General features: G+C 42.4%; 22 protein-coding genes. 17 read left to right on the top strand and 5 right to left on the bottom strand.

Annotation, left to right across the window (positions count from 1 at the left end):
* Nucleotides 1-7 precede the first annotated feature (7 nt).
* From MKY52_RS02590 to MKY52_RS02555, 8 genes are all read left to right on the top strand, one after another.
* Complete coding sequence (locus tag MKY52_RS02590) at nt 8-1,747, top strand: sensor histidine kinase (RefSeq protein ID WP_042125102.1); 1,740 nt, start codon at nt 8-10, stop codon at nt 1,745-1,747.
* Nucleotides 1,748-1,749: 2 nt separating this feature from the next.
* Entirely contained in the window at nt 1,750-3,090 is a 1,341-nt protein-coding gene (locus tag MKY52_RS02585) for a response regulator transcription factor (RefSeq protein WP_042125104.1), read from the top strand.
* A gap of 125 nt (nt 3,091-3,215) precedes the next feature.
* The gene (locus tag MKY52_RS02580; protein WP_341049667.1) at nt 3,216-4,949 is read left to right on the top strand and encodes an extracellular solute-binding protein; all 1,734 of its coding nucleotides are present in this window, start codon (nt 3,216-3,218) and stop codon (nt 4,947-4,949) included.
* Between the two features lie 90 nt (nt 4,950-5,039).
* Nucleotides 5,040-5,930, top strand: a complete 891-nt coding sequence (locus tag MKY52_RS02575; RefSeq protein WP_341049665.1) for an ABC transporter permease — start codon at nt 5,040-5,042, stop codon at nt 5,928-5,930.
* A 9-nt stretch (nt 5,931-5,939) separates the two neighbouring features.
* Nucleotides 5,940-6,833, top strand: a complete 894-nt coding sequence (locus tag MKY52_RS02570) for a carbohydrate ABC transporter permease (protein WP_042125110.1) — start codon at nt 5,940-5,942, stop codon at nt 6,831-6,833.
* A 53-nt stretch (nt 6,834-6,886) separates the two neighbouring features.
* The gene (locus MKY52_RS02565) at nt 6,887-8,170 is read left to right on the top strand and encodes a Gfo/Idh/MocA family protein (RefSeq protein ID WP_042125112.1); all 1,284 of its coding nucleotides are present in this window, start codon (nt 6,887-6,889) and stop codon (nt 8,168-8,170) included.
* A complete protein-coding gene (locus MKY52_RS02560) occupies nt 8,167-9,828 on the top strand; it encodes a DUF4091 domain-containing protein (protein ID WP_341049663.1) in 1,662 nt (553 codons plus the stop codon). Before MKY52_RS02565 ends, MKY52_RS02560 begins: the two co-directional genes overlap by 4 nt.
* 30 nt (nt 9,829-9,858) lie before the next feature.
* Nucleotides 9,859-11,607 (top strand): glycoside hydrolase family 35 protein, encoded by a 1,749-nt coding sequence (locus MKY52_RS02555; RefSeq protein WP_341049662.1) that lies wholly within the window; start codon nt 9,859-9,861, stop codon nt 11,605-11,607.
* A gap of 190 nt (nt 11,608-11,797) precedes the next feature.
* Here the strand turns inward: MKY52_RS02555 and MKY52_RS02550 are convergent, their stop codons facing one another.
* Both MKY52_RS02550 and MKY52_RS02545 read right to left on the bottom strand, forming a co-directional pair.
* Nucleotides 11,798-12,952: a response regulator gene (locus MKY52_RS02550; RefSeq protein ID WP_076298232.1), complete on the bottom strand. Its 1,155-nt coding sequence runs from the start codon at nt 12,950-12,952 to the stop codon at nt 11,798-11,800.
* Between the two features lie 86 nt (nt 12,953-13,038).
* On the bottom strand, nt 13,039-16,134 hold the full coding sequence (locus tag MKY52_RS02545; protein ID WP_341049661.1) for a hybrid sensor histidine kinase/response regulator: 3,096 nt from the start codon (nt 16,132-16,134) through the stop codon (nt 13,039-13,041).
* A 112-nt stretch (nt 16,135-16,246) separates the two neighbouring features.
* Here MKY52_RS02545 and MKY52_RS02540 point away from each other — a divergent pair, with 112 nt between their 5' ends.
* The 4 genes from MKY52_RS02540 to MKY52_RS02525 all read left to right on the top strand — a co-directional run bounded on the left by MKY52_RS02540 (nt 16,247) and on the right by MKY52_RS02525 (nt 18,931).
* On the top strand, nt 16,247-16,807 hold the full coding sequence (locus MKY52_RS02540; protein ID WP_341049659.1) for an RNA polymerase sigma factor: 561 nt from the start codon (nt 16,247-16,249) through the stop codon (nt 16,805-16,807).
* Complete coding sequence (locus MKY52_RS02535; RefSeq protein ID WP_042125121.1) at nt 16,804-17,256, top strand: anti-sigma factor family protein; 453 nt, start codon at nt 16,804-16,806, stop codon at nt 17,254-17,256. The genes MKY52_RS02540 and MKY52_RS02535 overlap by 4 nt, the downstream gene beginning before the upstream one ends.
* 68 nt (nt 17,257-17,324) lie before the next feature.
* Nucleotides 17,325-17,822, top strand: a complete 498-nt coding sequence (locus MKY52_RS02530; protein ID WP_042125123.1) for a hypothetical protein — start codon at nt 17,325-17,327, stop codon at nt 17,820-17,822.
* Between the two features lie 17 nt (nt 17,823-17,839).
* Nucleotides 17,840-18,931: a DUF4097 family beta strand repeat-containing protein gene (locus MKY52_RS02525; RefSeq protein WP_042125124.1), complete on the top strand. Its 1,092-nt coding sequence runs from the start codon at nt 17,840-17,842 to the stop codon at nt 18,929-18,931.
* An 80-nt stretch (nt 18,932-19,011) separates the two neighbouring features.
* Here MKY52_RS02525 and MKY52_RS02520 read toward each other — a convergent pair whose 3' ends face one another.
* On the bottom strand, nt 19,012-19,992 hold the full coding sequence (locus tag MKY52_RS02520) for an aldo/keto reductase (protein ID WP_042125126.1): 981 nt from the start codon (nt 19,990-19,992) through the stop codon (nt 19,012-19,014).
* Between the two features lie 248 nt (nt 19,993-20,240).
* Between MKY52_RS02520 and leuB the strand changes: the two genes are divergently transcribed.
* From leuB to MKY52_RS02495, 5 genes are all read left to right on the top strand, one after another.
* Complete coding sequence (gene leuB, locus MKY52_RS02515; RefSeq protein WP_042125128.1) at nt 20,241-21,323, top strand: 3-isopropylmalate dehydrogenase; 1,083 nt, start codon at nt 20,241-20,243, stop codon at nt 21,321-21,323.
* A gap of 161 nt (nt 21,324-21,484) precedes the next feature.
* Entirely contained in the window at nt 21,485-22,024 is a 540-nt protein-coding gene (locus tag MKY52_RS02510) for a peroxiredoxin (RefSeq protein WP_042125130.1), read from the top strand.
* 228 nt (nt 22,025-22,252) lie between these two features.
* Nucleotides 22,253-22,660 carry a hypothetical protein gene (locus MKY52_RS02505; RefSeq protein WP_042125131.1) on the top strand — a complete coding sequence of 136 codons (408 nt, stop codon included), beginning with the start codon at nt 22,253-22,255 and terminating at the stop codon, nt 22,658-22,660.
* Nucleotides 22,661-23,028: 368 nt separating this feature from the next.
* The gene (locus MKY52_RS02500; protein ID WP_042125133.1) at nt 23,029-24,135 is read left to right on the top strand and encodes an ATP-binding protein; all 1,107 of its coding nucleotides are present in this window, start codon (nt 23,029-23,031) and stop codon (nt 24,133-24,135) included.
* Between the two features lie 123 nt (nt 24,136-24,258).
* Nucleotides 24,259-25,764, top strand: a complete 1,506-nt coding sequence (locus MKY52_RS02495) for a leucyl aminopeptidase (RefSeq protein ID WP_341049658.1) — start codon at nt 24,259-24,261, stop codon at nt 25,762-25,764.
* Nucleotides 25,765-25,869: 105 nt separating this feature from the next.
* Here MKY52_RS02495 and MKY52_RS02490 read toward each other — a convergent pair whose 3' ends face one another.
* Nucleotides 25,870-26,016, bottom strand: a complete 147-nt coding sequence (locus MKY52_RS02490) for a hypothetical protein (protein WP_179085847.1) — start codon at nt 26,014-26,016, stop codon at nt 25,870-25,872.
* Between the two features lie 103 nt (nt 26,017-26,119).
* A complete protein-coding gene (locus MKY52_RS02485) occupies nt 26,120-26,299 on the bottom strand; it encodes a FeoB-associated Cys-rich membrane protein (protein WP_341049657.1) in 180 nt (59 codons plus the stop codon).
* Between the last annotated feature and the right edge of the window lie 4 nt (nt 26,300-26,303).

Raw genomic sequence — 26,303 nt, 5'->3', positions numbered from 1 at the left:
GTAGAGAATGAAGCTGCTGGCTACGGGAAAAGTAAAATGGTTCGTCTATCAGAAAGTTGTCATCGTATTTATCGTCTTTTTGATTCCGCTCATATCGATGAATATTTGGGTGAATTATAAGGGGATGTCATTCACCAAAAATACGATTTTGGACTCATCTCTGGCTGGGGCGTCATTCTATTCCAAGCAACTGGATAAAGAGATATATTTCATCCGCAATCAACAATTACAATTTCAAGAAGATAAAAACATACAGAAGCTTAGTTTCCGAGGCAAAAGTTTAGAAAAGTATGAAGAAGTAGAATTAATCGGTAATGCTGAAGATCTATTGAATCGGATCATTGCCTCAAGCGAATATGTGGTTAACGCCGGGGTATATATTAAGTCTCTGGGAAAAACGATCTCTGGTAAGACCGGGATCACGTCTATTCCTAATATGGAGTACGAAAAAATTTCCTCGTTACTTAACGTTAAGCAGAAGCCTTCATTCTATCGGAGCGGTGATGCGATTTTCCTTATAGAAACAGGAGATAATGCGGAGCTTTGGTCGTATATTGAAATCTCAAAAGGTAAGCTATTGGAGGCACTAAATCAAATCGCAACCTTATATCAAGAATCGGAGGTATTTCTGGGAAGTAATGAGCTGGGCAATATTCTATCTACTACAGACGATCAGTTAGTATCTACTGAGGTCCTTAGGCTCATCACCAAACAGGATCAGTTTAATTCCGATATCCCAGAAATAAACAAGGTGAACGGTAAAAGTTACTTTATTGCCCATAACTTTATCAGTTCTTTGAATCTATCCTTGATTATGTACGTGAATCAGAATGAAATCACAAGGCCCTTAAGCCAATTTAATACACTACTATATGCCTCTTTCGTCATCGCTATTGTGGTAATGATACTTTATTCTTATTCGGTAAATCTAATGATTCATAGGCCCTTATCGAAATTGGTTAAGACATTCCGTATGGTAGAAACGGATAATCTTGATTTAGTCATCGAGTCAAAGACCAAAGATGAGTTTTACTATATATTTAATAGTTTTAATCGCATGGCTTCTAGACTTAAGCGTTCTATTGAGGAAAATTATGAACAGAAGATTGCCCTGCAGCATTCGCAGTTGAAGCAATTGCAGTCACAGATTAACCCGCATTTTCTCTATAACAGCTTCTTTAATATTTACATGATGTGTAAAGTAGGAGATTCCGATAGTGCGGCTGAGCTCTCACAAAAGCTAGGGAGCTACTACCAATACATCACAAGAAGTGGAGCGGACGAGGTGGCATTCTTTAAGGAGTATCAGCATGCGCTTGATTATTGTGAAATTCAGTGTATTCGCTTCTCGAATCGTATTTCTTTCGAATATGAAGAAATACCCGTTTTGGCGAATGCGATTTTAGTACCGAGGCTGATTATTCAGCCGATTGTTGAGAATGTGTTCGAGCATGCTTTCGAAGACGACTCCCGACAAGGGGTTGTCTATATTGGTGCCGAATGCGAAGAGGGAAAAGTAATTATCACGATTGAAGATAACGGCAATCTTTTAAAAGATGAGGAAATAGAGTACTTGCAGAAGAAACTTGCGATGGGTCTGAAACAAGTTGAGAAGACGGGATTAATCAACGTTAATAATAGACTCCAATTGAAGTACGGACCAGATAGTGGCTTGTTTGTCTCACGCAGCAAATACGGAGGATTGAGAGTAGAACTGATAGTTAAATATGAGAGTAAGGAAGTGTGATTATGTATAGATTACTAATCGTAGATGACGAGCCTGTGATTGTGAATGGATTAGTCCAACTGTTTCAGGATAACTCAGAATTTGAACTGGATATACGAAAAGCTTTCTCCTCAAGCGAAGCTCTTGAAATTGCTAAGAAAACGAAATTGGATATTTTGGTTAGCGATATTCGTATGCCTCAGAAGAATGGTCTCCAGCTCGTGGACGAAATCGTCTATTATTGGCCATTATGCCGAGTGATTTTCCTTACAGGATACAGTGAATTTGATTATGTATACGAAGCGATTCGTAAGAATGTGGACAATTACATTCTGAAAACGGAAGGAATTGAACCTATTTTCCAAGCTGTGAAGGCAGCAATCGACAAGCTAGACGAGGAGAACCGTCGTAGACTTCAATTGGAGAAGGCACAAATGCACTATCAAATCGCTAGTTCCTTCCTAAAGAAAGAGCTGATGGAGCGGGTGCTTAGCGGGGAGTCTATTACTTCTATACTCAATAATGTACGTTACAAGGATGTAGAGTTCGGCATTGCATTAGATCGTCCTTCGTTCTTTCTTGTTGGTATCTTGGATCGACTAGATGATCCTAAATTTAAAATGCCTCCGTCTGTTCAGCGTATTTTCCATGATCACCTGCCTGCATCTATTGCATGTGAAGAAGTGATTTATGATGATCGTGTATTCATATGGCTGCTTCAACCAGATGAAGGATTGCTGAATCGCTTTCGTAGTGGCTATCCAGATCAAGGGGTGAATTGGCCTGGAATCGTTGCTTATATGAGAGGGATATTAGAGCCTGTACAGAATGAGTGTGATGAGCTGCTAAGTGTCTGCGTTTCATTCGGAATATCGGGGGATTTACTTAACCATTGGGAATCAATCCATCTTCAAGTTGAAGCAGTGCGCTCTATGATTCTTAAGAGAGCTTTATTAGGTCAGCACATGCTTATCTTAGACCTTGAGAAACTAAGTCAACTTGAGGATACGATGCACAAAGCTGGAGGAATCGAGCAGGAAGATTTCAAGACGCTAATCATCGAACAAATTCACCAATTTGTGCAGGAGAACCTATCTGGAGATCTATCGCTTACCTCAATTGCTGCAGAGGTGCATCTTAATCCGTCCTATTTATCTCGTTATTATAAACAGACGACAGGTCAAAATTTATTAGAGTATATCCAGTCGACGAAGCTGCATGTTGCTCTGCAACTGATGAAGAATACAACTCTGAAATTAAATGAAATCGCCATCCGGGTCGGTTTTGAATCACCATCCTACTTTACAACATTCTTCAAACGCAAAATGGGTTTATCTCCACAGGATTATCGAAATTCAAAATAAGTAAATAAAGTGAAAGTGATGTAAAAAAAGTGAAATTGAAAGCGGTTTCCTCTGTGACTAAAATAATAACTAGGAACACTGATTAACAACAAGAATTGCAGCAAACAAAGGGGGGAAGCGTTCAGATGAAAAAAATGAGACCATGGAAAATGATTTTGTCAGTAACGATGATTCTTTCATTATTGTCAGCATGTGGAAGTCAAGGGAATGGAAATGCGAATGCACCATCTACGCCTAAGGAAGAGACTACGAATAGTGCGACAGACAGCGCCACAGCACCTGATCCACTAGGGAAATACCCGGAAACGGTCACTGTTACAGAAATACTAGGATATAATCCACCAGAAGATCCAAGAACTCCAAGCGGAATAACACCGGAACAAAATGCCTACCTGAAAGATCTCAAAGAGATGATGAATATTGAAGTGAAATACAAATGGACCGTTCCCTCTGCCCAGTTTGAGCAGAAGTTCTCGCTTGCCATGGCATCGGGGGATCTACCCGATGTGATAGAAGTTGATCAGAAGAACTATGAGAAACTTAAAAAGCAAGATATGCTTGCTGATCTGACAGATGCCTATGCACAATATGCGTCACCAGCTCTTAAGGCTTATATGGACTCAGATGGTGGATTCGCGATGAAAACGTTCAGTGCGGATGGTAAGCAATTAGGTATTCCTGCATTTGAAGATCCCTTTTTATCCACGCAGCTACTATGGATTCGTCAAGATTGGCTTAATAATCTAGGTTTACAGGCACCGAAGACGATCGATGAGCTTGAGAAAGTTGCACAAGCATTCACACATAATGATCCAGATCAGAATGGTAAGAATGACACCTATGGTATCGCCATGCAAAAGAATCTCTTCTTTTGGGGATTTGATGTCAGAGGTTTCTTTAATGGATTCGGTGCTTATCCTTCCGTTGGTGATAAACAATCGGCTTGGATTAAAGGCGGCGATGACAAATTGTTACCGGGATTGATTCAGCCTGAAGTGAAGACTGCACTTGGTAAGCTACAAGCATGGTATAAAGATGGAATTATTGATAAAGAGTTTGCACTAAAGGATGAGAATAAGGCTGTAGAAGATCTGACTGCAGGTAAAGTGGGTATTTCCTACGGAGAGTGGTGGTATCCGAACTGGCCGCTTAACTCCAGCATAGACAAAGATCCAAAGGCGGATTGGATTGCAATTCAGCTTCCAGGGATTGATGGTCCAGCTAAATCACTCGTTCCAAAAATCCGCAGCAACAAAATTTTCGTTGTGAACAAAAAGATGAAGAACCCAGAAGCAGCGATTAAGATGCTCAATTTCTACATCGAAGTTGGTAATAAAAAATACAAGGATAAGAACAAAGCGGCAGATGGTTATGTATACAACTGGTTTAACCCACGGATTGCCAACCCTGTTGATATTGATACGATTTACAGGGAAGTAAACAAAGCGCTTGATGCTAATCAGACTGAAATTACAATAGACGATGCAAATTATAAGACCGTTGCGGATACTTTCAAAGCGACTAAGGACTTCCTGGCAGGCGACACATCTAGCGCTACCAAAGGTGTAAACTGGGGTCAATATTATAGCCGGGCTGCAAAAGACGGTGGCTGGGGCTTAACACGACAAATTAAAGAAAATCAACAATTTGTATACAACGAGTTTTACGGTCTTCCTACACCAACAGTAGTGGAAAAGGGCGGTCAGCTGGATAAGTTGATGCAAGAGTCCTTTACCAAGATTATCATGGGCGGTTCTCTTGATGATTTCGATAAATTCGTGGATAGCTGGAAGGCACTTGGCGGTAATGAAATTATCGATGAGGTCAATGAATGGTATAGCACGGAAGCTACGAAATAAATCATAGGGACAAGAAAGCGGGTGAGGTGAGTCGGGTGAGACGACTCACCTCCCGTTTTTAAAATGAGTAAGTTGGTGAGGAGGGCATCTATGAAATCACTGAAGAAAGAATTTCCGCTTCATATCATGTTAATACCGGGTGTGATTGTTACACTGATTTATGCCTACGGACCGATGGCCGGCCTGGTTATGGCGTTTCAGCAGTTTGAGCCGTTATCCGGTTTCTTTAAATCCGATTTTGTGGGATTAGATAACTTCCGTTATGTATTTAATTTACCGGATTTCAAGCAAGTACTTTGGAATACGCTAGTCATAGCTATCATCAAAATGGTATTGTCTCTGCTTGTCCCGCTCATTCTAGCTTTATTATTAAATGAGCTTACTAAGAAATGGTTCGCAGGTTTTATTCAATCCGCCATTTTCCTCCCGTTCTTCCTTTCATGGACTGTACTTGGGGGTGTCATTATTGAATTATTCTCTCTGAATGGGCCTATTAATGGCTTAATTTCCGCTATGGGCTTAGAACCTATCATGTTCATGCTTGATAATGGTTGGTTCAGGGGGATTATCATTGGCTCGGATGTCTGGAAAGGCATGGGCTACAATATGATCATCATGCTTGCTGCCATCACAGGAATTAATGCGACGCTGTATGAAGCGGCAGAGGTAGATGGTGCAGGGAAATGGAAGCAAATGCTTAATATTACGCTTCCAGGTATAGCACCGATTATTATTTTACTTAGTGTATTAGGTCTCGGTGGTATTCTTAACGCAGGTTTTGAGCAGATATTGATTATGTATAACCCGACTGTATATGCAGGCGCAGATATAATAGATACATTTGTCTATCGATTGGGGATGTTCAGCCAACAATTTGGACCTGCGGCAGCAGTGGGTCTCTTTAAATCGATAATATCTTTATTTATGGTATCAACAACTTACTATGCAGCTTACAAATTTAACAATTACCGCATATTCTAGGAGGTGGAGATGGTGCTACATAAACAATCATTCAGCAGAAAGTTATTTATCGTGTTCAATACGCTGTTGTTAACTTTCATTACCATACTCGGCATTATCCCATTTGTACACTTACTCTCCATCTCACTAAGCTCGAATACAGCTGCGATGGCTGGAGAAGTGAAGCTTTGGCCCGTCGGTTTTTCCTGGGATGCTTATGTATATTTAGGAGAAAAGGTAGAGTTCTTTCGTTCCTTGGGAGTCTCCGTAAAACGAGTAGTGCTCGGTTCAGTAGTTAACTTGTTTCTAGTATTTATTACTGCTTTTCCGCTTTCCAAATCGAATGATCAGTTTAAATTTAGAACCGTATATGTATGGATATTCGCGATTACGATGTTTTTTGGAGGCGGCTTAATTCCGACGTATATCGTAGTGAAGAATACAGGCTTAATCGATTCCATTTGGGCACTTATCTTACCAGGTGCATTGAATGTATGGAATATGGTTCTGATGCTTAACTTCTTCAGATCTATTCCAAGAGAATTGGATGAAGCGGCTACGATTGATGGTGCCGGACATTGGAGAGTACTTTGGCAAATTTATTTACCGATATCCCTTCCATCCATCGCAACGATTGGGTTATTCACCATAGTTGGGCATTGGAACGCTTGGTTTGACGGTATCCTTTACCTGAATTCACCTGAGCATTATCCGCTACAGACCTATCTTTCTACCTTGATTATGTCTATCAATGCCCAGATGTCCTCGATGTCCATTGAGCAGCTCAAGGTGATGGAGAACCTGAGTGAGAAGACGATCCGAACGGCGCAAATATTCATGGGCGCATTGCCAATTATGGTAGTGTATCCATTCTTACAAAGGTATTTCGTAAAAGGAATGACGGTTGGTAGTGTTAAAGAATAAAGAAAATAGAGTACAGACATAGCATAAAGTCTCATATGAAGGAGCAGATTGCGATGAAGAAAGTTACTGTTGCTTTAATTGGAGCGGGCCTGCGAGGAATTAATTATTCAGAATATGCGATTCAGCACCCCAATGAGCTTCAAGTTGTAGCTGTTGCAGAGCCGAATGCGAAGCGGAGAAATAAATTTAAGGCAAGACATAAGCTGGCTGATGACGTGTGCTTTACCCATTGGGATGATTTTTTTGCCTCCCCGAAAGTAGCAGATGCGGTATTTATCTGTACCCAAGACAATCAGCATTATGTGCCAACAATGAAAGCACTGGAGGCAGGGTATCATGTACTATTAGAAAAACCGATGTCCCCTGATGCCAAGGAATGTGTACTTATGGGGGAAATGGCCTCTAAAGTGAATCGTGTCTTCTCGATATGTCATGTATTGAGATATACCAATTTCTTCTCTACGATCAAGGAACTGCTGGAAAGTGGTGCGATCGGACAATTGATGTCCATTCAACATAATGAGAACGTGGGTTACTGGCATCAAGCTCATAGCTTCGTAAGAGGGAATTGGCGCAAAAAGGATGAGTCCAGTCCGATGATTCTCGCTAAGTCCTGTCATGATCTGGACATTCTTTCCTGGTTGACAGATTCAGAATGTGTTCGAGTGTCTTCCTTTGGCTCACTGTCCCATTTCAAATCTAGTGAAGCACCGGAAGGAGCCCCGTTACGTTGCACAGATGGATGCCCAGCAGCAGATAAATGTCTCTATTATGCTCCTAATCAATATTTGACGGAGGATACGGATTGGCCTACATCGGCAATTAGCGATGATCCAAGCTATGAAGCCCGCCTGAATGCTCTTCAGGAAGGACCTTATGGACGATGTGTCTATCATTGTGATAATGATGTCGTCGACCATCAAGTGGTAAATCTAGAATTTGCTAATTCCGTAACTATAGCTTTTACAATGAGTGCGTTTACCAAAGATGTAAGTCGTACCCTCAAGCTGATGGGTACCACGGGGGAAATTCGCGGTGCGATGGAGAAGAATGAAATTGAAGTGATCCATTTTGGCAGCGGTAAGGTAGAGAGAATCTCGTTCGAGAATGCAGGTGGTCATGTTGGTCATGGCGGCGGCGATATGGGGTTAATCAAAGATTTTGTTAAGCTGGTTCGAGCGGAAGGGAAGATTCAAGGTCTTACATCAGCAAATCATTCCGTTCAAAGTCACCTTATGGCTTTTGCAGCAGAGCAATCTCGCATCGAGGGTAACAGTATTGTTCTGAAAGAATTTGCACAAAGTGTCTGTAATGATGAAGAGGTGAAGCAACGATGAATACCCCGCAGCCATTTCAGACGATGTTATTAAGTTCGTTGGTTAAGGTATTTGCTGATGAAGTGCCGAATCATGAATCCTATCACAGTGCAACCGCACTTGTCGGAGAAACATTTTCGTTCCAAGTCGCTTATACCTCAGATACACTTCTAAAGAATATTGCAGTAGAGATAAAGTCATCTCTTCCAGATCTAATATGTATAAGATCCGTTGGACTTGTTCCCTCAGAAATGCCTTGTTTCAAAAATCATGATGACGATGTGCTAAGAACTACGCCGGGATTATATCCAGATCCATTGTATACGCTGGATCAACAATCTATTTCATCGATCCCGGGACAATGGCGATCTTTATGGGTGACGATAACCTTGGATGAAACAATGAGTACGGGGCTTCGCTCTATTCAGGTCCTCTTCCAATCATCTGAAGGGCAGATGTTAGGTGAATCGGATGTATTCGAGTTAACCGTTATCCCTGCAACACTACCGCCGCAACAGTTAATTCATACGGAATGGTTCCATGTGGATTGTCTTGCTACAAAGTATGGTGTCGAAGTATTTAGTGAAGCGCATTGGGCCCTTATAGAACGTTATGCAGATACGATGGTTAAGCATGGCATGAACATGATCTTAACTCCGTTGTTTACACCGCCTTTGGATACAGCCATTGGTGGAGTACGTCCAACCGTTCAATTGATTTCCGTGACTAAAGCGGGAGATCGTTATGAATTCGGATTTGATCTGCTTACTCGTTGGGTATCGATGTGCCGCCGACTTGGCTTCAAATACTTTGAGTTCTCTCATTTATTTACTCAATGGGGTGCAAAATGTGCACCAAAAATAATGGTAACCATTCAAGGTGAAGATCAGCAACTATTCGGCTGGGATACGGACGCATCCTCGGCGGAATACCGTAGTTTCTTGGATCAATTTTTACCTTGCTTAGATCAATATTTGAAAGAGCAGGGAATAGACCAGCAAAGCTGGTTCCATATTTCAGATGAACCAGGAGAGGAACATTTGGAATCGTACCGAGCTGCAAGTGAGATCATTTATAAACATTTATCAAGTTATCCGATCATGGACGCTTTGTCCGAATTGGAGTTGTATGAACAGGGCCTGGTGAAAAGGCCGATTCCTGCGAATACGCATATTGAACCGTTCTTAGAACATCAGGTTCCAGACCTTTGGACGTACTATTGCTGCGCTCAAGGTGAACAAGTATCCAACCGGTTTTTCAACATGCCGTCTGCTAGAAATCGTATAATCGGGTTTCAATTGTATAAATTCGGATTACAGGGCTTCTTGCATTGGGGTTATAACTTCTGGTACTCGCAATATTCATTGAATCAGCAGCTGGACCCTTATCGTACGACTGACGCTGAGCATGCATTTCCCTCAGGAGATGCCTACTTGGTCTATCCAGGAGAAGAAGGCCCGATTGAATCCATTCGACTGGAAGTTCTATATGAAGGGTTGCAGGATTTGCGCGCACTAGAATTACTTGAGCAGAAAATTGGCAAGAAAGCAACGATAGCCATTATGGAAGAGGGTCTGAGTACATCGTTGACCTTCTCTGTATACCCGAGGGATCAGGGAACATGGCTCTTAGAGGCAAGAGAGCGGATCAATCAAGCGATAGCAAGTTATTCTACTTAAGTGATCATACCATTACGAGGTGTTGAGAATATGGCAACTTTTCATTATTCAGGATCTTCCTTTTATTATAACGATCAGGCGATACGGCTTATCTCAGGGGCCATCCATTATTTTCGGACTCTGCCGGAACATTGGGAAGACCGTCTTATCAAATTAAAAGCTTGCGGCTTCAATACGGTTGAAACCTATGTGGCATGGAATTTACACGAGCCGAAGAAAGGCCAACATAATTTTGAAGGTATGGCAGATGTAGTCCGGTTTATTGAATTGGCAGGAGATTTGGGTCTGCATGTCATCGTTCGTCCCGCACCTTATATTTGTGCAGAATGGGAATTTGGTGGACTGCCATCTTGGTTGCTAGCTGATTCGGATATGCGTCTTCGATGCTACCATAAGCCATTTCTAGATCATGTAGATGCGTATTATGATGTATTGCTCCCCAAATTACAACCACTGTTATGTACAAATGGTGGCCCGATCATTGCTATGCAGATTGAGAATGAGTACGGAAGTTACGGCAATGACAAGCGCTATTTGACTCATTTAAAAGACAGCATGATTTCCCGTGGGATAGATGTACTACTATTCACTTCCGATGGACCTGAAGACGCGATGTTACAGGGAGGTATGGTCCCAGGTGTGCTAGAGACGGTGAACTTTGGATCACGTCCAGTAGAAGCATTCAACAAGCTCCGTGAATACCAACCAGAGGCTCCAATCATGTGTATGGAATACTGGAACGGTTGGTTTGATCATTGGCGTGAGGAGCATCATACGCGTCCGGCTGAGGATGTAGCGAAGGTATTGGATGAGATACTTAGTTTAGGCGCATCCGTTAATTTCTATATGTTCCATGGCGGAACTAACTTTGGGTTCTACAACGGAGCGAATGGACATACGTTTGACAGCTATGAACCAACAATTACTAGTTATGACTATGATTCCTTACTGAGTGAATCCGGTGAGCCGACAGCTAAATATTATGCAGTTCGTGAAGTGATCTCCAAATATGTAGATCTCGGACCCATTGAGTTGCCAGCTCCTGTCGCTAAGAGAGCATATGGGAGAGTAGAGATGAAGGAGCAGACTTCACTTACCGCAAACTTGAATCGTATTTCTGCACCTATTCACTCTGCATACCCTGAACCGATGGAGAAATTGGGTCAGGATTATGGCTTTATTCATTATAGTACGTTCCTTACAGGACCTCGTCCCAAAGATGAGTTCTTCATCCAGGATTTACATGATCGTGCATTAGTCTTTCTGAATGGAGAGCTCACTGCAACCTTAGATCGTGTAGAGCCAGAGGTGAAATTAGAGTTCAAGGTTCCGGCCGAAGGGCTCCATGTTAGTATACTTGTGGAGAATTTAGGACGTGTCAACTATGGTCCTTTTATGAGAGATTGTAAAGGGATTACCGAAGGGGTACGTTATGGACGGCAGTTTCTGTCGGAATGGACGACTTATACGTTGCCATTAACGGATTTATCTGGTCTGCAGTTTGAAGGTTTATTCAGGCAAATGGAACCTAGCTTCTTCCGCAGCACCTTGGTTGTGGATGAACCTTGTGATACGTTCTTGAGCATGGAAGGATGGACTAAGGGCGTCGTGTTCATTAATGGGTTCAACCTTGGACGCTATTGGAATATCGGACCACAGAAAACAATGTATGTGCCAGGTCCTCTATTGAAACAAGGCGACAATGAGATTGTCATCTTTGAATTGCACAGCACTTCAGATACCGCTGTTACCTTCGTAGATCAACCGGAACTAGGATAATAGGGCATAGCTCTGCCAACAACATGTTAGAATTGCGGCTTATTGAACAATGTGTGAATTTGCTTCGGACAAGTTTGTTAATCTTGCGTAATTCGCTAGCTTCGTTAACTAGCTGTTTCAAACGTAGCAATTAATATATCGTAACAACAAAGACACCCGAATAGATCCGGGTGTCTTTGTTAAATAGAAACTATTTCTTGCTGCGTATTCTAAGGTTATGTAGTTCCCATTGTTCATACCAATCTTGAACAACGGCAGGAAGACCAATACTTAGATCGCCTTTCAATAATTCCGTCAGATTCTTGTATTGTTCTTCCACTGCGGATCGTTCCCCAATACTGTCGTAGACCTTCATTAATCCTAAATGTCCTTGTTCAAAATAGGGCTGAAGCTGTACTACCTTTTGATACACAGTGACAGCTTCGGGAACTCTGTTGTTGTCGATATAGAACTGGGCCATTCCCATAGCATGGTGTAGCCAAATGGTGCGCAGACGTTGTCGTTCACCCTCCGCCCACAAATAATCGTAATCTCCAAAATAATCCCCTGAATAAAGCTCAAATAAGCTTTGATGTTCTGCACAATTGTCCTCTCCGATGGATTCGAGTGCAAGAATGTTGTGCTCCCACTGGGCTGCATCGATTAGAAGCGGCCCGGTCTCAAGCGTATACCCTTCCCCGCCACTGACGTTGCTGATATGCAGATCTACCTCACTCTGCTTTAAACATTGTCGTACTTGATAAATGGTTGTGTAGAGATGGGTAGAAGCCTTTTTAAGGTTGAAATCTGGCCATAGTAGGTCAATCAGGGTATCTTTACTGACGAATCGATTGCGATTATGAAGCAAGAAAGCAAACAATTCTTGTGCCTTAGAAGTTCTCCAACGGAGATTGTTTAAAGGTTGTCCTCCTCGTTCAAAACGCAGCGATTGAAAACAACGAATCGTTAGTTCATGTGCTACCTCTGTGCTTTTTGGTGCAAACCTCAATCTGTCCTCCAAGCGTTGTACTGTTTTGAATAAACGGTCATGTCGCACGGGCTTCAAAATATAATCAATCGCATTTAACTCAAAGGCTTCCACTGCATATTGGTTATACGCGGTCACGAAAACGATATTAGCGTTTGGACAGACCTCTTGCAGAATTGCGGCAGCTTGAAGTCCGCTCACTTCAGGCATTTCAATATCAATAAAAATAACGTCAGGCTCCAAGGCTGGAGCTTCTTGTATAGCTTGAACAGGATCTGTATAGGACGCGATGATATGAACAGCTTCCATTTCTTTTAACATGAATTCTAACTTTACGAGGGCAAGGCGTTCATCGTCCACCAATACTGCTTGAATCATTGTTATTTCACCACTCAATATAGTATTTTTTAGCAAAAAACAATAAACTCTTCTTTATTTTTCGGTTCGTTATAGTCTGTCTGTGACTAGGTATTTTTGTGATTCATATTTCTTTTTTCAGAAGGGATTATGAAACTTACTGAAGTACCTAGCCCTTCCTTGCTTTTAATTTGCAAACCCTTAGCATAGACACGTAACAAGCGTTTATGTGTATTAAGAAATCCAATCCCTCTTGTTACATTAGACTGACTGCTCAGCAGTTGCTGAAGTTGCTCGGAAGTCATACCTTTACCATTATCAGCGATTGTAATCTCGATGTCATCAGCTAGTTCTTTGATGGATATTGAAAGCGTACCTCCTTTGGAGCGGCTTAATATACCATGCCTAACGGCATTTTCAACGAGTGGCTGAATGGTCAAGGGAGGTAACTGAAAATGTAGATTTTCTGTTAACTCCCAGTTGATGGTCATCCTGTCCTCAAAACGCTCTTTCTCTATGTACAGATAGGCACGGACAAGCTCAAGCTCGTGTTCAATCGGTATCATCGGCTCAGCGTTCAAGAAGTTAAAGCTTAAGCGTAAATAAGAGCTAAAGGCATCAATAAGGTGACCCATACGTTGTGTATCAAAAGATGCCAAAGCAGATATAGAATTTAATGTGTTGAATAAGAAATGTGGTTGTATTTGCGCTTGAAGATACGCTGCTTCCAGACGAAGCCGTTCATTTACGGACTGTTTTAAGTCTGTTAAGGAACGTACCCGTCCTCTTAGCTCCATAGCGTTCATGGGTTTCATTACATAGTCGTTCGCGCCCGAAACAAATCCGGTGTAGATATCTTCCGGCTGGCTACGTGCGGTCAGAAGTAGAATAGGAAGCTCAGCTATAGTAAAACGTTCACGAATTCTCTGTGTTAATTCATAGCCGGACATCTGGGGCATCATTACATCTGTAATGATTAAATCCCATTGATCAGTATCCAGTTTTATTAAAGCATCAATTCCACTGGTTACCGTAACCATTTCATAGTCTTTGATGGATAGTACGCTAGTAAGGATTTTCAGATTAACCGGGTCATCGTCGACAGCCAAAATCTTAGGTCTTCTTCCATCCGTTGAAGTAGCAGATGTAGTGTTAAATTCGGATAGCCTAATATGAGATAGTTTGTCCGTGTATTCAGTCACTGTTGAGAATTCTAAATTGAATTTTTGAATGTTTGAATCGGATAGAGGCATAGTAAAAGTAAAAGTAGAGCCTTTGCCAAGTGAAGATTTTACGCTAATCTTTCCACCGTGAAGTTCAACTAACTGTTTACAAATACTTAAGCCCAATCCAATTCCACCACTTATTGCTGTCAGGCTTGAATCACCCTGTTCATAGGGTTGGAAGGCTCTAAGCTGTGTTTCCTCGTTCATTCCAATGCCAGTATCCGTAATATGGATGCGCGCCACACCTTTATGAATATCCGCATGGACCCTAACTGAGCCTACACTCGTATATTTCACAGCATTTTGAAGCAGATTGAACAAAATCTGAATGAGTCTTTTCTCATCTGCCACAATAGAAGGAAACGAGTCGGGAATCTCCGAGATTAGTGTAATGTGCTTACCTTCCGTTAGGAACTTGAGCATATCGAGTACGCCAACAGCTACGGATTGAATGGGAACATTTCTTAACTGTAATTGAATGTTGCTTTCACGAAGCTGTGATTGATCTAGAAGATCGTTTATCAGTAAAGACATACGTCTTCCGACGGTAATTAGCAGTTCTAGATTACTTGCGTTCTGATGCATTAAAGAGTCTCTCTCACTGTCTAAGACGGTCTCAGCAATATTAATGATGCTATGTAGGGGGTTTTTCAGCTCGTGAGAGGTATTAGCTAGGAAATCATCCTTTTGCGTAACGGTTCTTTGCAGGCTTTTTGCCAGGTTTTCAGTCTGCTTAGCATTCCACAAATAGCGCTTAAACCCAAAAGTCGCAAAGCATAAAAAGGCAATAATCAGGTCAAAAGGATAATAGGTAACGTCAACCAGATCGAAATTTTTAAACAATCCCCAATGAGTGCTGTTAATTATGGCTAGGATAGATAGCAATAGAAAGATAGAGCCATCGTTGTTTTTAAGCGCAGATTTCAGAAAGAGAACTACAACTTCTAATGATAGAACGATTATATTGATGATAAAAATAGGTGTAAATAATTCGTAATAGCGGACAACGGGACCGAGCATTATGAAAAGGATATGTACCAAGGATAAGCTGGTCAGGATCCGAACACTTTTGATTTTTAAATTCTGGAACATTAGATGCTTGCTTGTCAGTAAGATGAATAAAAAAGCCATAATATTAGATATAATTAATAGTTTTAAGCTCCATTGGTAGTTTAAGGGAAGCATATGCAGCAAAAGCTTGTCATCATCAATGAGTACTGTAGTTATAGCGGAAATTACCAACAGAAAAAAATAGATCAACATCTTTTGCCGCGGACCAATGGTATATAATATTGCTGCATAGACTGCATGAAGTAGAAGTACTACACATAATAACAGTTGAAGGCCTATGGAAACGATCCGCTGATGTGCTAAGGTTTTTTCGTTACCAAATAAAATGGGTTTAAAAATACCGCCTGTATGAGATAAAGAGTAGTTGGATACATGAATCACAATTTCAATTTCAGTCTTATCCGTTGTAAAAGATACGGAGTAAGGTAATACACGAGCAACATAGTCTTCTTTATTGGCAGATGGAGAACCTGAATTTCCTAGTAGTTCACCATTGATATATATTTCCGAAGAAGTCCGAACCCCGGATATGAGTATGCCATAAGACTTCTTTTCGTTTTTATCTACAAGAATCCGTAACCGATAGGAGCCGTAGCCAAAAGCAGACTTTTCGCTATTATGAATGGCATCGTTCCACTGATCCGGGACTTGTATATATTTTTTAGGGGGAGCTTTGTTTAGAGTTTCTTTATTGAAAGTGGGAAGCAGCGTATTAGGATAGAACTCCCATTGGCCTTTTAAGGTAAGGAGCTTGTCTTGATTTAAGACTTTATTCCGTAAATCGAGAACTCCTTTGACTAATTGTGGTTGTATGGCATGAGGCGATGCCCAAACCCATAGGAAGCGAAATCCAGTAAGTATAGTAAGAAATAGCACGATAATTAGAAAGAGTTTTCTTTTAGTCATAGTAATTAAACATTATTCGACAAAAAACAATATATTCCTTTCCCAAAAATATTTCAAAAATTAAAAAAAAGTTGCAGGGGATTAGAATTGGCAGGCGTCTAACGTTATGTAGGTGAAGGAGGGGAGAAAGCTGGAAGAGGCGGAATGGATTTCTGCTGTGCTGAACGGTGAGCATCAGGCCTTTGGGCATTTGGTGACACGTTATCAAGGCATGGTATACAGAGTGTGCGTCAAGATTACTGGAGAAGCTGAATCGGCCAAAGATATGGCCCAAGAGGTTTTTATAAAAGCATACAAAGCGCTCCCCTCCTTCAGAGGACAGTCTACCTTCTCGACATGGCTTTATCGGATAGCTTATCGAACCTGTCTGGACTGGAAACGGGCCAATGATAGGGAGTGGAGGCATCGGAGTGCAGCTGATTACACTGAGAATGATTGGGTAACGTCTCAAACACCAGAGCAAGAGGTGCTAGAGCAGGAACAATCAGTTGAGCTGGGTGAGAATGTGAACAGCCTTGCGGAACCGTACCGGTCGGTCGTACAGCTGTACTATTTTCAGCGAAATTCTTATCAAGAGATAGCGGAGCAAAAAGGTGTTTCCGTTAAGACTATCGAATCGCAGCTTTATCGTGCCAGACAGATGATGCGTAGACAAAGGGAGGAATTGCGATGAATTGTGCAATAGTGAAGGAATGGATGCCACATTACATTGACGGCCTACTGTCTCCAGATATGGAGCTGAGTATCCGGTTGCACATACAATCCTGTCCTGATTGCGCGCAGTGGCTGGAGGAAGCTAAGGAAATGTCCGCTCTTTGGTCAGAAATGGAAACGGACAGTGAATATCAGCATGAACAGATGGACTTTCCAGATCTCGCAGCAGGTGTTATGGCCCATATCGAGCAGCTCGAAACAGGACGCAGAGAGCGAGCGGTTAAAGCGACAAGCGTAAGACGTCGTTATGCTCCTAGAACATCTTGGATGCATTATGCGGTGGCTGCCTGCTTGAGCTTCTTATTGTTACAGTTTGGCGTTTTTGAGAATTTGGCTTATGGGATTACTGAAATTAATGGTCATGTGTCGAATTCGGTGACCCAATGGTTCGGTGGCTTTAGAAAATAGTCATTAAATAATAGATGGATTCAGGTAAACTGAAAAGTTATGCTATCCAAATTTTAGGAGGATGTATTATGATTAAGAAGAGACGTTGGCTCACTTTTATGCTAGCTATGATTCCTGGTGTAGGTCATTTGTACTTAGGTTTCAAAAAGCAGGGGCTGCAGTTTATGATCGGGGCTTCCTTATGTATTATGTTTATTCCGTCTGAGCCCATGATCTTCCCTTTTGCGCTAGCTGCACTATGGTTTTATCAATTGTTCGATGCCCTGCAGAAAGCGGCTTGGATGAAAGTAACTGCTGCCGAACACGAGCGTATGATGTTCCATCCTGACAGCTTCGGAGAACCTTGGACGATGGGGATATCCTCTATGCCCGGTTACCCACATGAAGATGTGAATCCGGCTTGGGTTGGTGTTGGATGTGTTGTTGCTGGGTTCCTTATGCTGGTGATCTCAGCATTTCCGACGCTTTGGAGAATGTTAATTGAGATTAACATTGGTACGATCTTGCTATCACTGGGTCTGATTGCGTACGGTCTGAAGATGCTAAGAAACAATACGAGAGCGTAAGAAACGGGGATTTGACTATGGGGAGATGGAAAATCGGGAGTTTTACTGCAGCTATAGGCTGCATTGCACTTGGCGTCATTATTGTGATGGCTCAGTATAATATGATCAGCTATGAAGTACTTGGTTATTTATGGCCAGCACTCTTGATCCTGTTCGGACTCGAGATGTTGCTAAGATTGTTTATCAAATCCGATGCCAAAAGTCGTGTGAGCGGTTGGGCAATCCTATTGATCATCCTGTTGGTTGGAGCAAGCAGTGCACAGAGCGTAATGGCCGGCGGCTCACTTAGCAGTTTAATCGGGAATACACATTTAACTCCACTAAGCGGCAATGTCGAAGTGAAAGACAATATTACGACGCTGAAAATCGTACTTCCAAGTGGAAAAGTAAAGGTCGAGGGAATAGATGGAAGCTCATTGGATTATGAGGGAAGCTTACTCCTACCTGGAAAATCACAAAGTGAAGCCGAAAGTGCGTTGGAAAAGAAATGGAAATTAAAAACTGAGGGAGATACACTGATTATGGAGCTCGATACAGATCATAATTGGTTCTCTAATATTCAGTTTGGATTTAATACTAAAAGTCCTTATTTAAATGTAAGTGTACCTAGCAGCCTTGCCGTTGAGGTAGATACTAGTGACGGGTCAATAGAAGCCTGGGATTTAAAGTCTGGCTTAGTGGTTGACACTAGTAATGGGGTTATAAATATTCATGATGTTGCTGGCGGAGTTGAGGCACACACCAGCAATGGATCACTGACTGTTCAGAACATCCAAGGTGGAGCGCAGCTCAAAAGCTCTAATGGTGCGATTATATTGGATAATATAGATGGAGCGTTGACCGCAAAGAGCAGCAACGGCAAGATCACTATTAATTCAGCAGTGACTGGAAAATGGAAATGTTCGTCTAGTAACGGAAAGATTACGGTGGGATTGCCAACTGTGTCCGATGCGAAGATTACAGCGGATACTAGCAATGGCTCACTGAAGGGGAATGTCCCTTGGGATCTAGACGGGGACAGCTTTGGCACTGCCATTCTTGGTAAAGGAACTTATACTGTGGACCTAAGTACGAGTAATGGAAGTGTAACCGTGGATACAGCTGAATAAGTACGAACAAGAAAGGGAGTTAAGGCTTCAGCGATTGGTTCTGCTGAAGCCTTAGCTCCCTTTTTCAAATTATAAGAAACCTACCAAGCGTAAGCTTTAGGAGCTTCTCCGCCCGGTCCTGGGAAGATCTCATCTAAACGTTTAAGGACAGATTCATCTAGCACAATCTCAAGACTGCGCAGTGCACTCTCGAATTGCTCTAGTGTGCGTGGTCCAATAATTGGTGCGGTTACAGCAGGATTGGCTAATAACCATGCTAGTGCTACATTATCTTGTGGTTCCCCAAGCTCCATACATAAGCTTGCAAAAGCCTCAAGCTGATCTTTGTATTGCTCTACGCGCTCAGCATTTCCTCCACTGCGGCTGCCTTCTATTTTCTTAAGTGCATTGCGTCCAAGAAGACCTCCATCCAGTGGGCTCCAAGGAATAACGCCTAATCCATGATGGAGAGAGGAGGGTAATACTTCAAGTTCAGGAAGGCGACAGGTGAGGCTGTATTTATGCTGCTCAGAAATCAAACCTAAAAAGCCACGTGCCTTCGCTTCTTGTTGGGCCACAGCGATATCCCATCCCGCAAAGTTACTGGAGCCGACATAACCAATCTTTCCTTGGTTTACAGCAAGCTCGAAAGCCCCCCACAGCTCGTCCCAAGAGACACTACGGTCAACATGATGCATCTGGTATAATTCAATATGATCGGTCTGGAGACGCTGCAGAGACCCCTCTAGATGGCGGCGTATAATATAAGATGATAGTCCACCCTCATCATTAGGGCCATCGAGCTTATCGCTCATTGCACCGTATACCTTGGTAGCTAACACGACCTTTTCACGTCGCCCACCACCTTGCTTAAACCAACGACCAATAATCGTTTCTGTTAAACCGGAATTCTCACCCCAACCATAAATGTTAGCGGTATCAAAAAAATTAACACCTGCGTCGAGTGCAGCGTCCATAATACGGAAGGCTTCTTGTTCATCTGTTTGTGGGCCGAAGTTCATTGTTCCGAGACATAGCCGACTGACCTTCATACCGGATTTACCAAGCTTAGCATATTGCACTTCGCATTCACTCCTTAGGTAGATGATTTCAACTTAATTGTAAACATCTTCAGAAATAAGAGCAAATAAGAGCAAATAAGAGCAAATATGAAGCGGCAATTTGGATAAGTTGTCTTATCTCATTGGATTATAGGCTATGCCTATCAACTCAATAGAATCTATATCTTTGTCCTTTACGACTGGGTATGATACAACAATATAAAGAAGAACTATGTCTGTTAGAGCAGACCACTTGAGGAGTGACTGAGATGAGTGAGGTTAAAAAAATCGCCGTAATCGCAGGGGACGGTATTGGACCTGAAGTAGTAGCTGAAGCAGAAAAAGTATTGAAAGCAACGGAAGAAGTATTTGGTTATGCTTTTGAAACGGAGCACGCTCTTTTTGGAGGCATTGCAATAGACGAAAGAGGCACACCGCTGCCGGAAGATACACTGGAAATCTGTCGCAGTGCTGACGCCGTATTACTGGGAGCTGTAGGCGGACCGAAGTGGGATAACAATTCTAAGGAGCTTCGTCCTGAAACCGGATTGCTTGGCATTCGCAAAGCGCTTGGATTGTTCTCAAACTTACGTCCAGCAGTCGTATTTGATTGCCTAAAGGACGCTTCGACATTGAAGCCAGAAGTGCTGGAAGGTACCGATCTTATGGTCGTTCGTGAGCTGACTGGTGGGATTTATTTCGGAGATAAACTGCGTCGTCAAGGTGAACATGGTGAAGAAGCAGTGGATACCTGTGTATATAACGTAATGGAAGTGGAACGAATTGTGCGTCAGGCTTTTGAGATTGCTGGCAAGCGTCGCAATAAGCTGGCAAGTGTTGATAAAGCGAATGTACTTGAAACTTCACGGTTATGGCGTGAGGTCGTAAATAAGATTGCTCCAGAATATCCTGAGGTAGAGGTTGAGCATGTACTCGTTGATAACTGTGCAATGCAGCTGCTGCGTCGTCCAGCTAGCTTTGATGTAATCGTTACCGAGAACATGTTTGGTGACATTCTGAGCGACGAGGCTGCGATGTTGACAGGCTCTATCGGTATGCTTGCTTCCGCTTCGATGGGCGATGGTAACTACGGTCTCTACGAGCCCGTTCACGGCTCCGCACCTGATATTGCCGGACAAGGACTTGCGAACCCGATTGCAACAATCTTGTCCTTAGCACTAATGTACCGTTTAACCTTTGGTTATGAGGATGCGGCTGCTGCGATAGAGGCTGCAGTAGCTGAAGTATTGGATGCAGGACACCGTACAAGTGATATCGCCGTAGATAAGAGCAAAGCGATCAGTACATCTGAAATGGGCGACCTGATTGTTGCAGCTATCCGCAAAGCATAATAATTTCTAATTTCTAATTACGATTATAGGGGAATTTGTCTAAGATTGACTTTGATTTTGTACGATGATACCATTTGATATGTAGACAAGATGTAAATTATTCCAGCATATCACGACAAGAAATGGTTGGTTTCTTACATAATCAAAGGAGGATTTTGGCAATGGCTGAGCGTTTAGTAGGTAGACCAGCTCCAGATTTTACTATGCAAACCGTATCAGGTGATGGTAAGGATTTTGGTAAAGTAAGTCTGTCCGACTATCGTGGCAAATGGCTGGTATTCTTCTTTTATCCTCTGGACTTCACTTTTGTATGTCCGACTGAAATCACAGCTCTCAGTGAAGCAGCTGCGCAGTTCGAAGCGCTTGATACAGAAATTCTCGGCGCAAGTGTAGATTCGATCCACAGCCACAAAGCATGGATCAATACACCTAAGGATTCGAATGGTCTTGGCCGTTTGAATTTCCCGCTTGCTGCTGATATTACTAAACAAGTTGCTAAAGACTACGGCATTCTGATTGAAGAAGAAGGTATTGCATTGCGTGGATTGTTCATCATTGATCCTGAAGGTGAATTGAAATATCAGGTTGTTAATCACAATGATGTAGGTCGCAGCGTAGAAGAAACACTTCGTGTCCTGCAAGCCCTGCAATCTGGTGGCTTATGCCCTATGAACTGGAAACCAGGTGACAGAAACCTTTAAATGTTGTTCTGCTATTATCTGATCTTTGATATTCTGATTTCGACCTCCTTGCAGAAGTTTTTCTGTATGGAGGTTTTTTGCACCAAAAAAGACTTAAATAAAAAATGGATTTGAAAATAGGCGTGAAAAGTTATATTATGTCCTCGAGTGGAGGAATCTCCATTGGGGTAATGTAATACAATAATAAAAACTCAGATGGGTTAGTTATTCTAAGGAGGGTGAACAAATATGAGCTTTTGCTGTGGAGCGAGTATGGTAGGAACAAAGGGAACCCTTAAACATTATCGCACGCAAGTCCATAATGTTCCCCTGCTTTTTTGTCCGGTATGTCATCGTGTAGAGGTTCACTATAAGGTCGAAAACGAGTATGAGATCTTGGCGGAATACGCACATGGAGACGGTGTTACTGATGTGGATTTTCAGGACTATGTCATGGAAGACGAAACTGCAATATTCGAGAATGTCATTAACATCGAGAGTGAAGAGCCTCTAGCTATTGTGCGGAGTCAGATCGATATGGCGCTTGACCTGCTTGCTGTAGCCAAACAGATTGAGGATACGAAGTGGGAACGGGAATTGAAGAAAAGATTAGCTGTGATGAGTCAAAGACGCCTTCGTCTGCAACAGAAAGCGTAAGATTATTTACAATTTGGGTCTGACCCATTTCTTTATCAAGGCCTTCGCAACTGCGAGGGCTTTTAGCTTTTTCTAAATTTTTCTTAAACGTGTTTAAATCAATTGAACGAATTAATAGTAATAAATATAATTAGATGTGATTTTTTATATGTCTTTGGAATCATTTTATGAATTTTTTTATCATTCGACAGTTTCTCTGATTGCGTTGTCTACTTCACTTGGATATGATTGGAATATAATTGAACCGGTTGGAAAAAGTGCAACGATTACCGAATGTTCTGGCGGCTTCGTCATATACTCAAATACATAGTAATTTGATGTCGCTTTAGCGTCTTCGTCAAATGCAGTAAAAGGGGGAACTTCGTATCGTGATTAGCCAATATCAAGAAAGTCTTCTATTACCGGGAAGAACCTATCAATCAGGACCTGTGGATACTACATACGAGGATGTACTAGAGAATATTGACAGCGGAATCATGCTTTTTGATGAAGAGGGAGTTATAAGTTTTGTAAATAAGCAAATGTACGGGATGCTTGAATTAACCCGTCACTCCCTTGTTGGCTGTACAATATCACACCTGTTATCTAACGTTAGACTGAGCCGCTTTAAGAAAAAGCAAGTACTGCAAAGCTATAGAGAGATGGTATACAAAGGAAAATCAAATTATGAGTTTTTAGACGAGTATGGCCGGTACTGGAAGGTTACACTATGCTGTGGAGAACAAATGAAGGGTTGTTATTTGTTTACAGTTAAAGAAATCTCCGATTATAAGTTGATTGAGCAAACGGCTTACCAGAACGATAGTTTGGCTATGCTAGGTAAATTATCTGCATCTATTGCCCATGAAATCCGGAATCCCTTAACCGCAATTCGTGGATTTATTCAATTGCTTCACCCGCATCTACAGCAGCTTGGGAAGCAGGAATACGGCAAGATTATCTTGGCGGAGATCGATCGTGCCAATGATATCATTCATGAATTCCTTACTTCCTCCAAGCCGTCAGTTCCTCAAGTGGGAATGATTCCTGTGTCAGCTTTACTCAAGGAAGTAGTGCTGCTTACAGAGAGCGAAGCCCTGATGAAAGGTTGCCAGATCAATCTACATCCTTTTCAGGAGGGAGATATGATGATTTCTGGAGATGTAAAACAAATGAAGCAGGTAGTCCTCAACCTGATTAGAAACGCTATGGAGGCCGTTGCGGATAGAGCAGATGGTCTAATGGGTATAATAGAGGTTGGAGCCCACAGAGAGGGTTCTGAGGTCCGTATGTTCATTTCTGATAACGGTAAGGGCATGGATATCCGTACACTGGACAGGTTATTCAATCCATTTTTTACGACAAAAGAGAATGGGACAGGGCTAGGGCTTTCCGTGAGTGACCGAATCATCAAAAATCATGGCGGATGCATTTCTGTCAGTAGTAGAGTTAACGAAGGTACTCATTTTGTAATCTCATTGCCATTAATCCATTAGTACATTCGAATAGAATATATAGTGTTTAAGAGGCTGATCCCTGCGGATAATACAGATGCAGAGATCGGCCTTGCTTATGTTACAATGGGGGTTGGTTTTGGGAGACAAATGGAGGTAGACACAATGAATATAGAATTTAATAGTGGCAGTGCCATTAATGAAATACAGGGTGATGCCCTTATTCTTATCATCTCTGAGTCGGAAGCCCAACATGGCGGCCTCTCAGAGAGGTGGAATGACAGAATTCGATTATTAGGAAAGTCAGGTCTCTTTAGTGGGAAGCTGAATCAGACTTATGTACTGCCGTTAGATTATCCATCTGGTTGTCCTGTAGCTATTTTAGTTGGAAAAGGGGACCAATTACTTAGTACTGAAGACCTACGTCAAATGGCGGTTCAGATAGCACGTGCAGCACTTCGATTGAAGGCAATACAGCTAGTGTTTCAGTTGCCTGAAGGTGTTCAGGAGCTAACAGAAGATAAGGATATCGTATCTATTGCCTATGCGTTGTCTGAGGGGTTGTCACTTGGTTCCTATCGTCGTCCCACCTATAAGCAGGAGCAATCTCAATATACAGGTCCAAACTCGGTTATTTTTACTATCGAGAAGAAGCCAGCGGATACTTTCGAGCGTGACTGGAATCTGGGCATGCAGAGAGGGCTGGCTTTTGGTGAGGCTACGAATCTGGCACGGAACTTGACGAATATGCCCGGCAATCTGCTGACTCCATCTGACCTTGCTGTGGCCGCTATAGAAGTTGCTGAACGTTATGGATTTCCTTCCGAAGTGCTGGATGAACGGGAAATTGAGCAAAAAGGAATGGGCGGATTGCTCGCAGTCGGAAAAGGAAGTGTAAACCCTCCTCGAATGATCGTCATCCGTTACCAGGGAACGGGGCACTGGGATAATGTAGTGGGGCTGGTCGGTAAAGGGATTACTTTTGATACGGGGGGGATTTCCTTAAAAAGAGCCCCAGGCATGGAAGAGTTAATCAGTGATATGGGAGGCGCAGCGGCTGTGCTTGGAGTCATGGAGGCATTAGGCCGATTACGTCCACGAATTAATGTCGTAATGGTCATTCCATCCGCTGAGAATATGCCATCTGCTAATGCCTTTAAACCCGGGGATATCATTACATCAATGAGCGGAAGAACCATAGAAGTATTGAATACCGATGCAGAAGGGAGACTTGTACTTGGGGATGCGCTGACCTATGCCCGGGAATGGGGAGCGAAACGAGTTATTGATGTCGCTACGCTGACAGGTGCAGTGTTGTCGACATTAGGAGATATAGCTACAGGTGCTATTACTAACAACGAGGAATTTATGGAGCAGTTTCTGACAGCAGCTAATGTTTCGGGTGAAAAAATATGGCAGCTTCCGGCTTACCCGGAATTCCGTGAAATGCTAAAGAGTGAAGTTGCCGATATCCGTAACACCGCAGGAAGATTCGGGGGAGCCACTACCGCTGGGTTATTTGTAGGTGAGTTTGCGGAAGGTCTGCCGTGGATACACCTAGATATTGCTGGAACTGCATTTCTTTCTAAAGAACGTGGAGTTAATCCTAGAGGCGGTACAGGAGTCATGGTTCGCACATTGGTTCAGTGGTTGCTCAGCGAAAGCGAATGATTAGCTCTTCATAATCAACAAAAGAAACCTCGCCCTAGGACAATGGATGGAAGACCGACCATTCCCTAAGGCGAGGTTTCTTTGCTTTTGTAATAATGCTGAAGATTAAATATTGCCACTGGATTTTTTAGCCTTCGATTGAGAAGTAAAGGATTGAATACTGTTCATAATTTTATCGCGAGTTCCCTTATTCTTCAGTAAATAGGCTACGCCCAATGCGGCTGTTGTGAAAAATGTTTTTTTTGTGTTCATAGTGATTACCTCCTTAGGTATAGTCTGTAGTTGCTTATAACAAACATACCCGAAAGCAATGAAAGCTAAACTATGAACCCTTTCATATAACGGTTAGGCAAGCCTAATTCTTCTTATTAACAGGTGTTGAGCAGCAGGAGAGGGGAGAATCTAAAGACGCTGCAGAACAGGTCTTGCCCTTATCACAGCCAGCGCAAGCGCCTTGCTTGCCCTTTTGCACATGTCGATAGATGATCCAGCCTGAATAACCGAAGATCAGAGTGACGATTAGAACATTTACCATTACG

Origin of the sequence: Paenibacillus sp. FSL P4-0184 (genome assembly GCF_038004625.1) — a bacterium.
In the GTDB taxonomy this organism is placed as follows: Bacteria; Bacillota; Bacilli; order Paenibacillales; family Paenibacillaceae; genus Paenibacillus_AQ.
Note: the sequence above shows the minus strand (reverse complement) of the source record. Positions and strands in the feature narration are given on the sequence as shown.

What these genes read in the sequence shown, in the direction of transcription:
- MKY52_RS02490 (WP_179085847.1), bottom strand. Translation starts at nt 26,016, where the DNA reads ATGAACACAAAAAAAACATTTTTCACAACAGCCGCATTGGGCGTAGCC.
- leuB (WP_042125128.1), top strand. Translation starts at nt 20,241, where the DNA reads ATGAGTGAGGTTAAAAAAATCGCCGTAATCGCAGGGGACGGTATTGGA.
- MKY52_RS02555 (WP_341049662.1), top strand. Translation starts at nt 9,859, where the DNA reads ATGGCAACTTTTCATTATTCAGGATCTTCCTTTTATTATAACGATCAG.
- MKY52_RS02585 (WP_042125104.1), top strand. Translation starts at nt 1,750, where the DNA reads ATGTATAGATTACTAATCGTAGATGACGAGCCTGTGATTGTGAATGGA.
- MKY52_RS02550 (WP_076298232.1), bottom strand. Translation starts at nt 12,952, where the DNA reads ATGATTCAAGCAGTATTGGTGGACGATGAACGCCTTGCCCTCGTAAAG.
- MKY52_RS02485 (WP_341049657.1), bottom strand. Translation starts at nt 26,299, where the DNA reads ATGGTAAATGTTCTAATCGTCACTCTGATCTTCGGTTATTCAGGCTGG.
- MKY52_RS02505 (WP_042125131.1), top strand. Translation starts at nt 22,253, where the DNA reads ATGAGCTTTTGCTGTGGAGCGAGTATGGTAGGAACAAAGGGAACCCTT.
- MKY52_RS02560 (WP_341049663.1), top strand. Translation starts at nt 8,167, where the DNA reads ATGAATACCCCGCAGCCATTTCAGACGATGTTATTAAGTTCGTTGGTT.
- MKY52_RS02565 (WP_042125112.1), top strand. Translation starts at nt 6,887, where the DNA reads ATGAAGAAAGTTACTGTTGCTTTAATTGGAGCGGGCCTGCGAGGAATT.
- MKY52_RS02525 (WP_042125124.1), top strand. Translation starts at nt 17,840, where the DNA reads ATGGGGAGATGGAAAATCGGGAGTTTTACTGCAGCTATAGGCTGCATT.
- MKY52_RS02545 (WP_341049661.1), bottom strand. Translation starts at nt 16,134, where the DNA reads ATGACTAAAAGAAAACTCTTTCTAATTATCGTGCTATTTCTTACTATA.
- MKY52_RS02580 (WP_341049667.1), top strand. Translation starts at nt 3,216, where the DNA reads ATGAAAAAAATGAGACCATGGAAAATGATTTTGTCAGTAACGATGATT.
- MKY52_RS02575 (WP_341049665.1), top strand. Translation starts at nt 5,040, where the DNA reads ATGAAATCACTGAAGAAAGAATTTCCGCTTCATATCATGTTAATACCG.
- MKY52_RS02570 (WP_042125110.1), top strand. Translation starts at nt 5,940, where the DNA reads ATGGTGCTACATAAACAATCATTCAGCAGAAAGTTATTTATCGTGTTC.
- MKY52_RS02530 (WP_042125123.1), top strand. Translation starts at nt 17,325, where the DNA reads ATGATTAAGAAGAGACGTTGGCTCACTTTTATGCTAGCTATGATTCCT.
- MKY52_RS02590 (WP_042125102.1), top strand. Translation starts at nt 8, where the DNA reads ATGAAGCTGCTGGCTACGGGAAAAGTAAAATGGTTCGTCTATCAGAAA.
- MKY52_RS02535 (WP_042125121.1), top strand. Translation starts at nt 16,804, where the DNA reads ATGAATTGTGCAATAGTGAAGGAATGGATGCCACATTACATTGACGGC.
- MKY52_RS02510 (WP_042125130.1), top strand. Translation starts at nt 21,485, where the DNA reads ATGGCTGAGCGTTTAGTAGGTAGACCAGCTCCAGATTTTACTATGCAA.
- MKY52_RS02495 (WP_341049658.1), top strand. Translation starts at nt 24,259, where the DNA reads ATGAATATAGAATTTAATAGTGGCAGTGCCATTAATGAAATACAGGGT.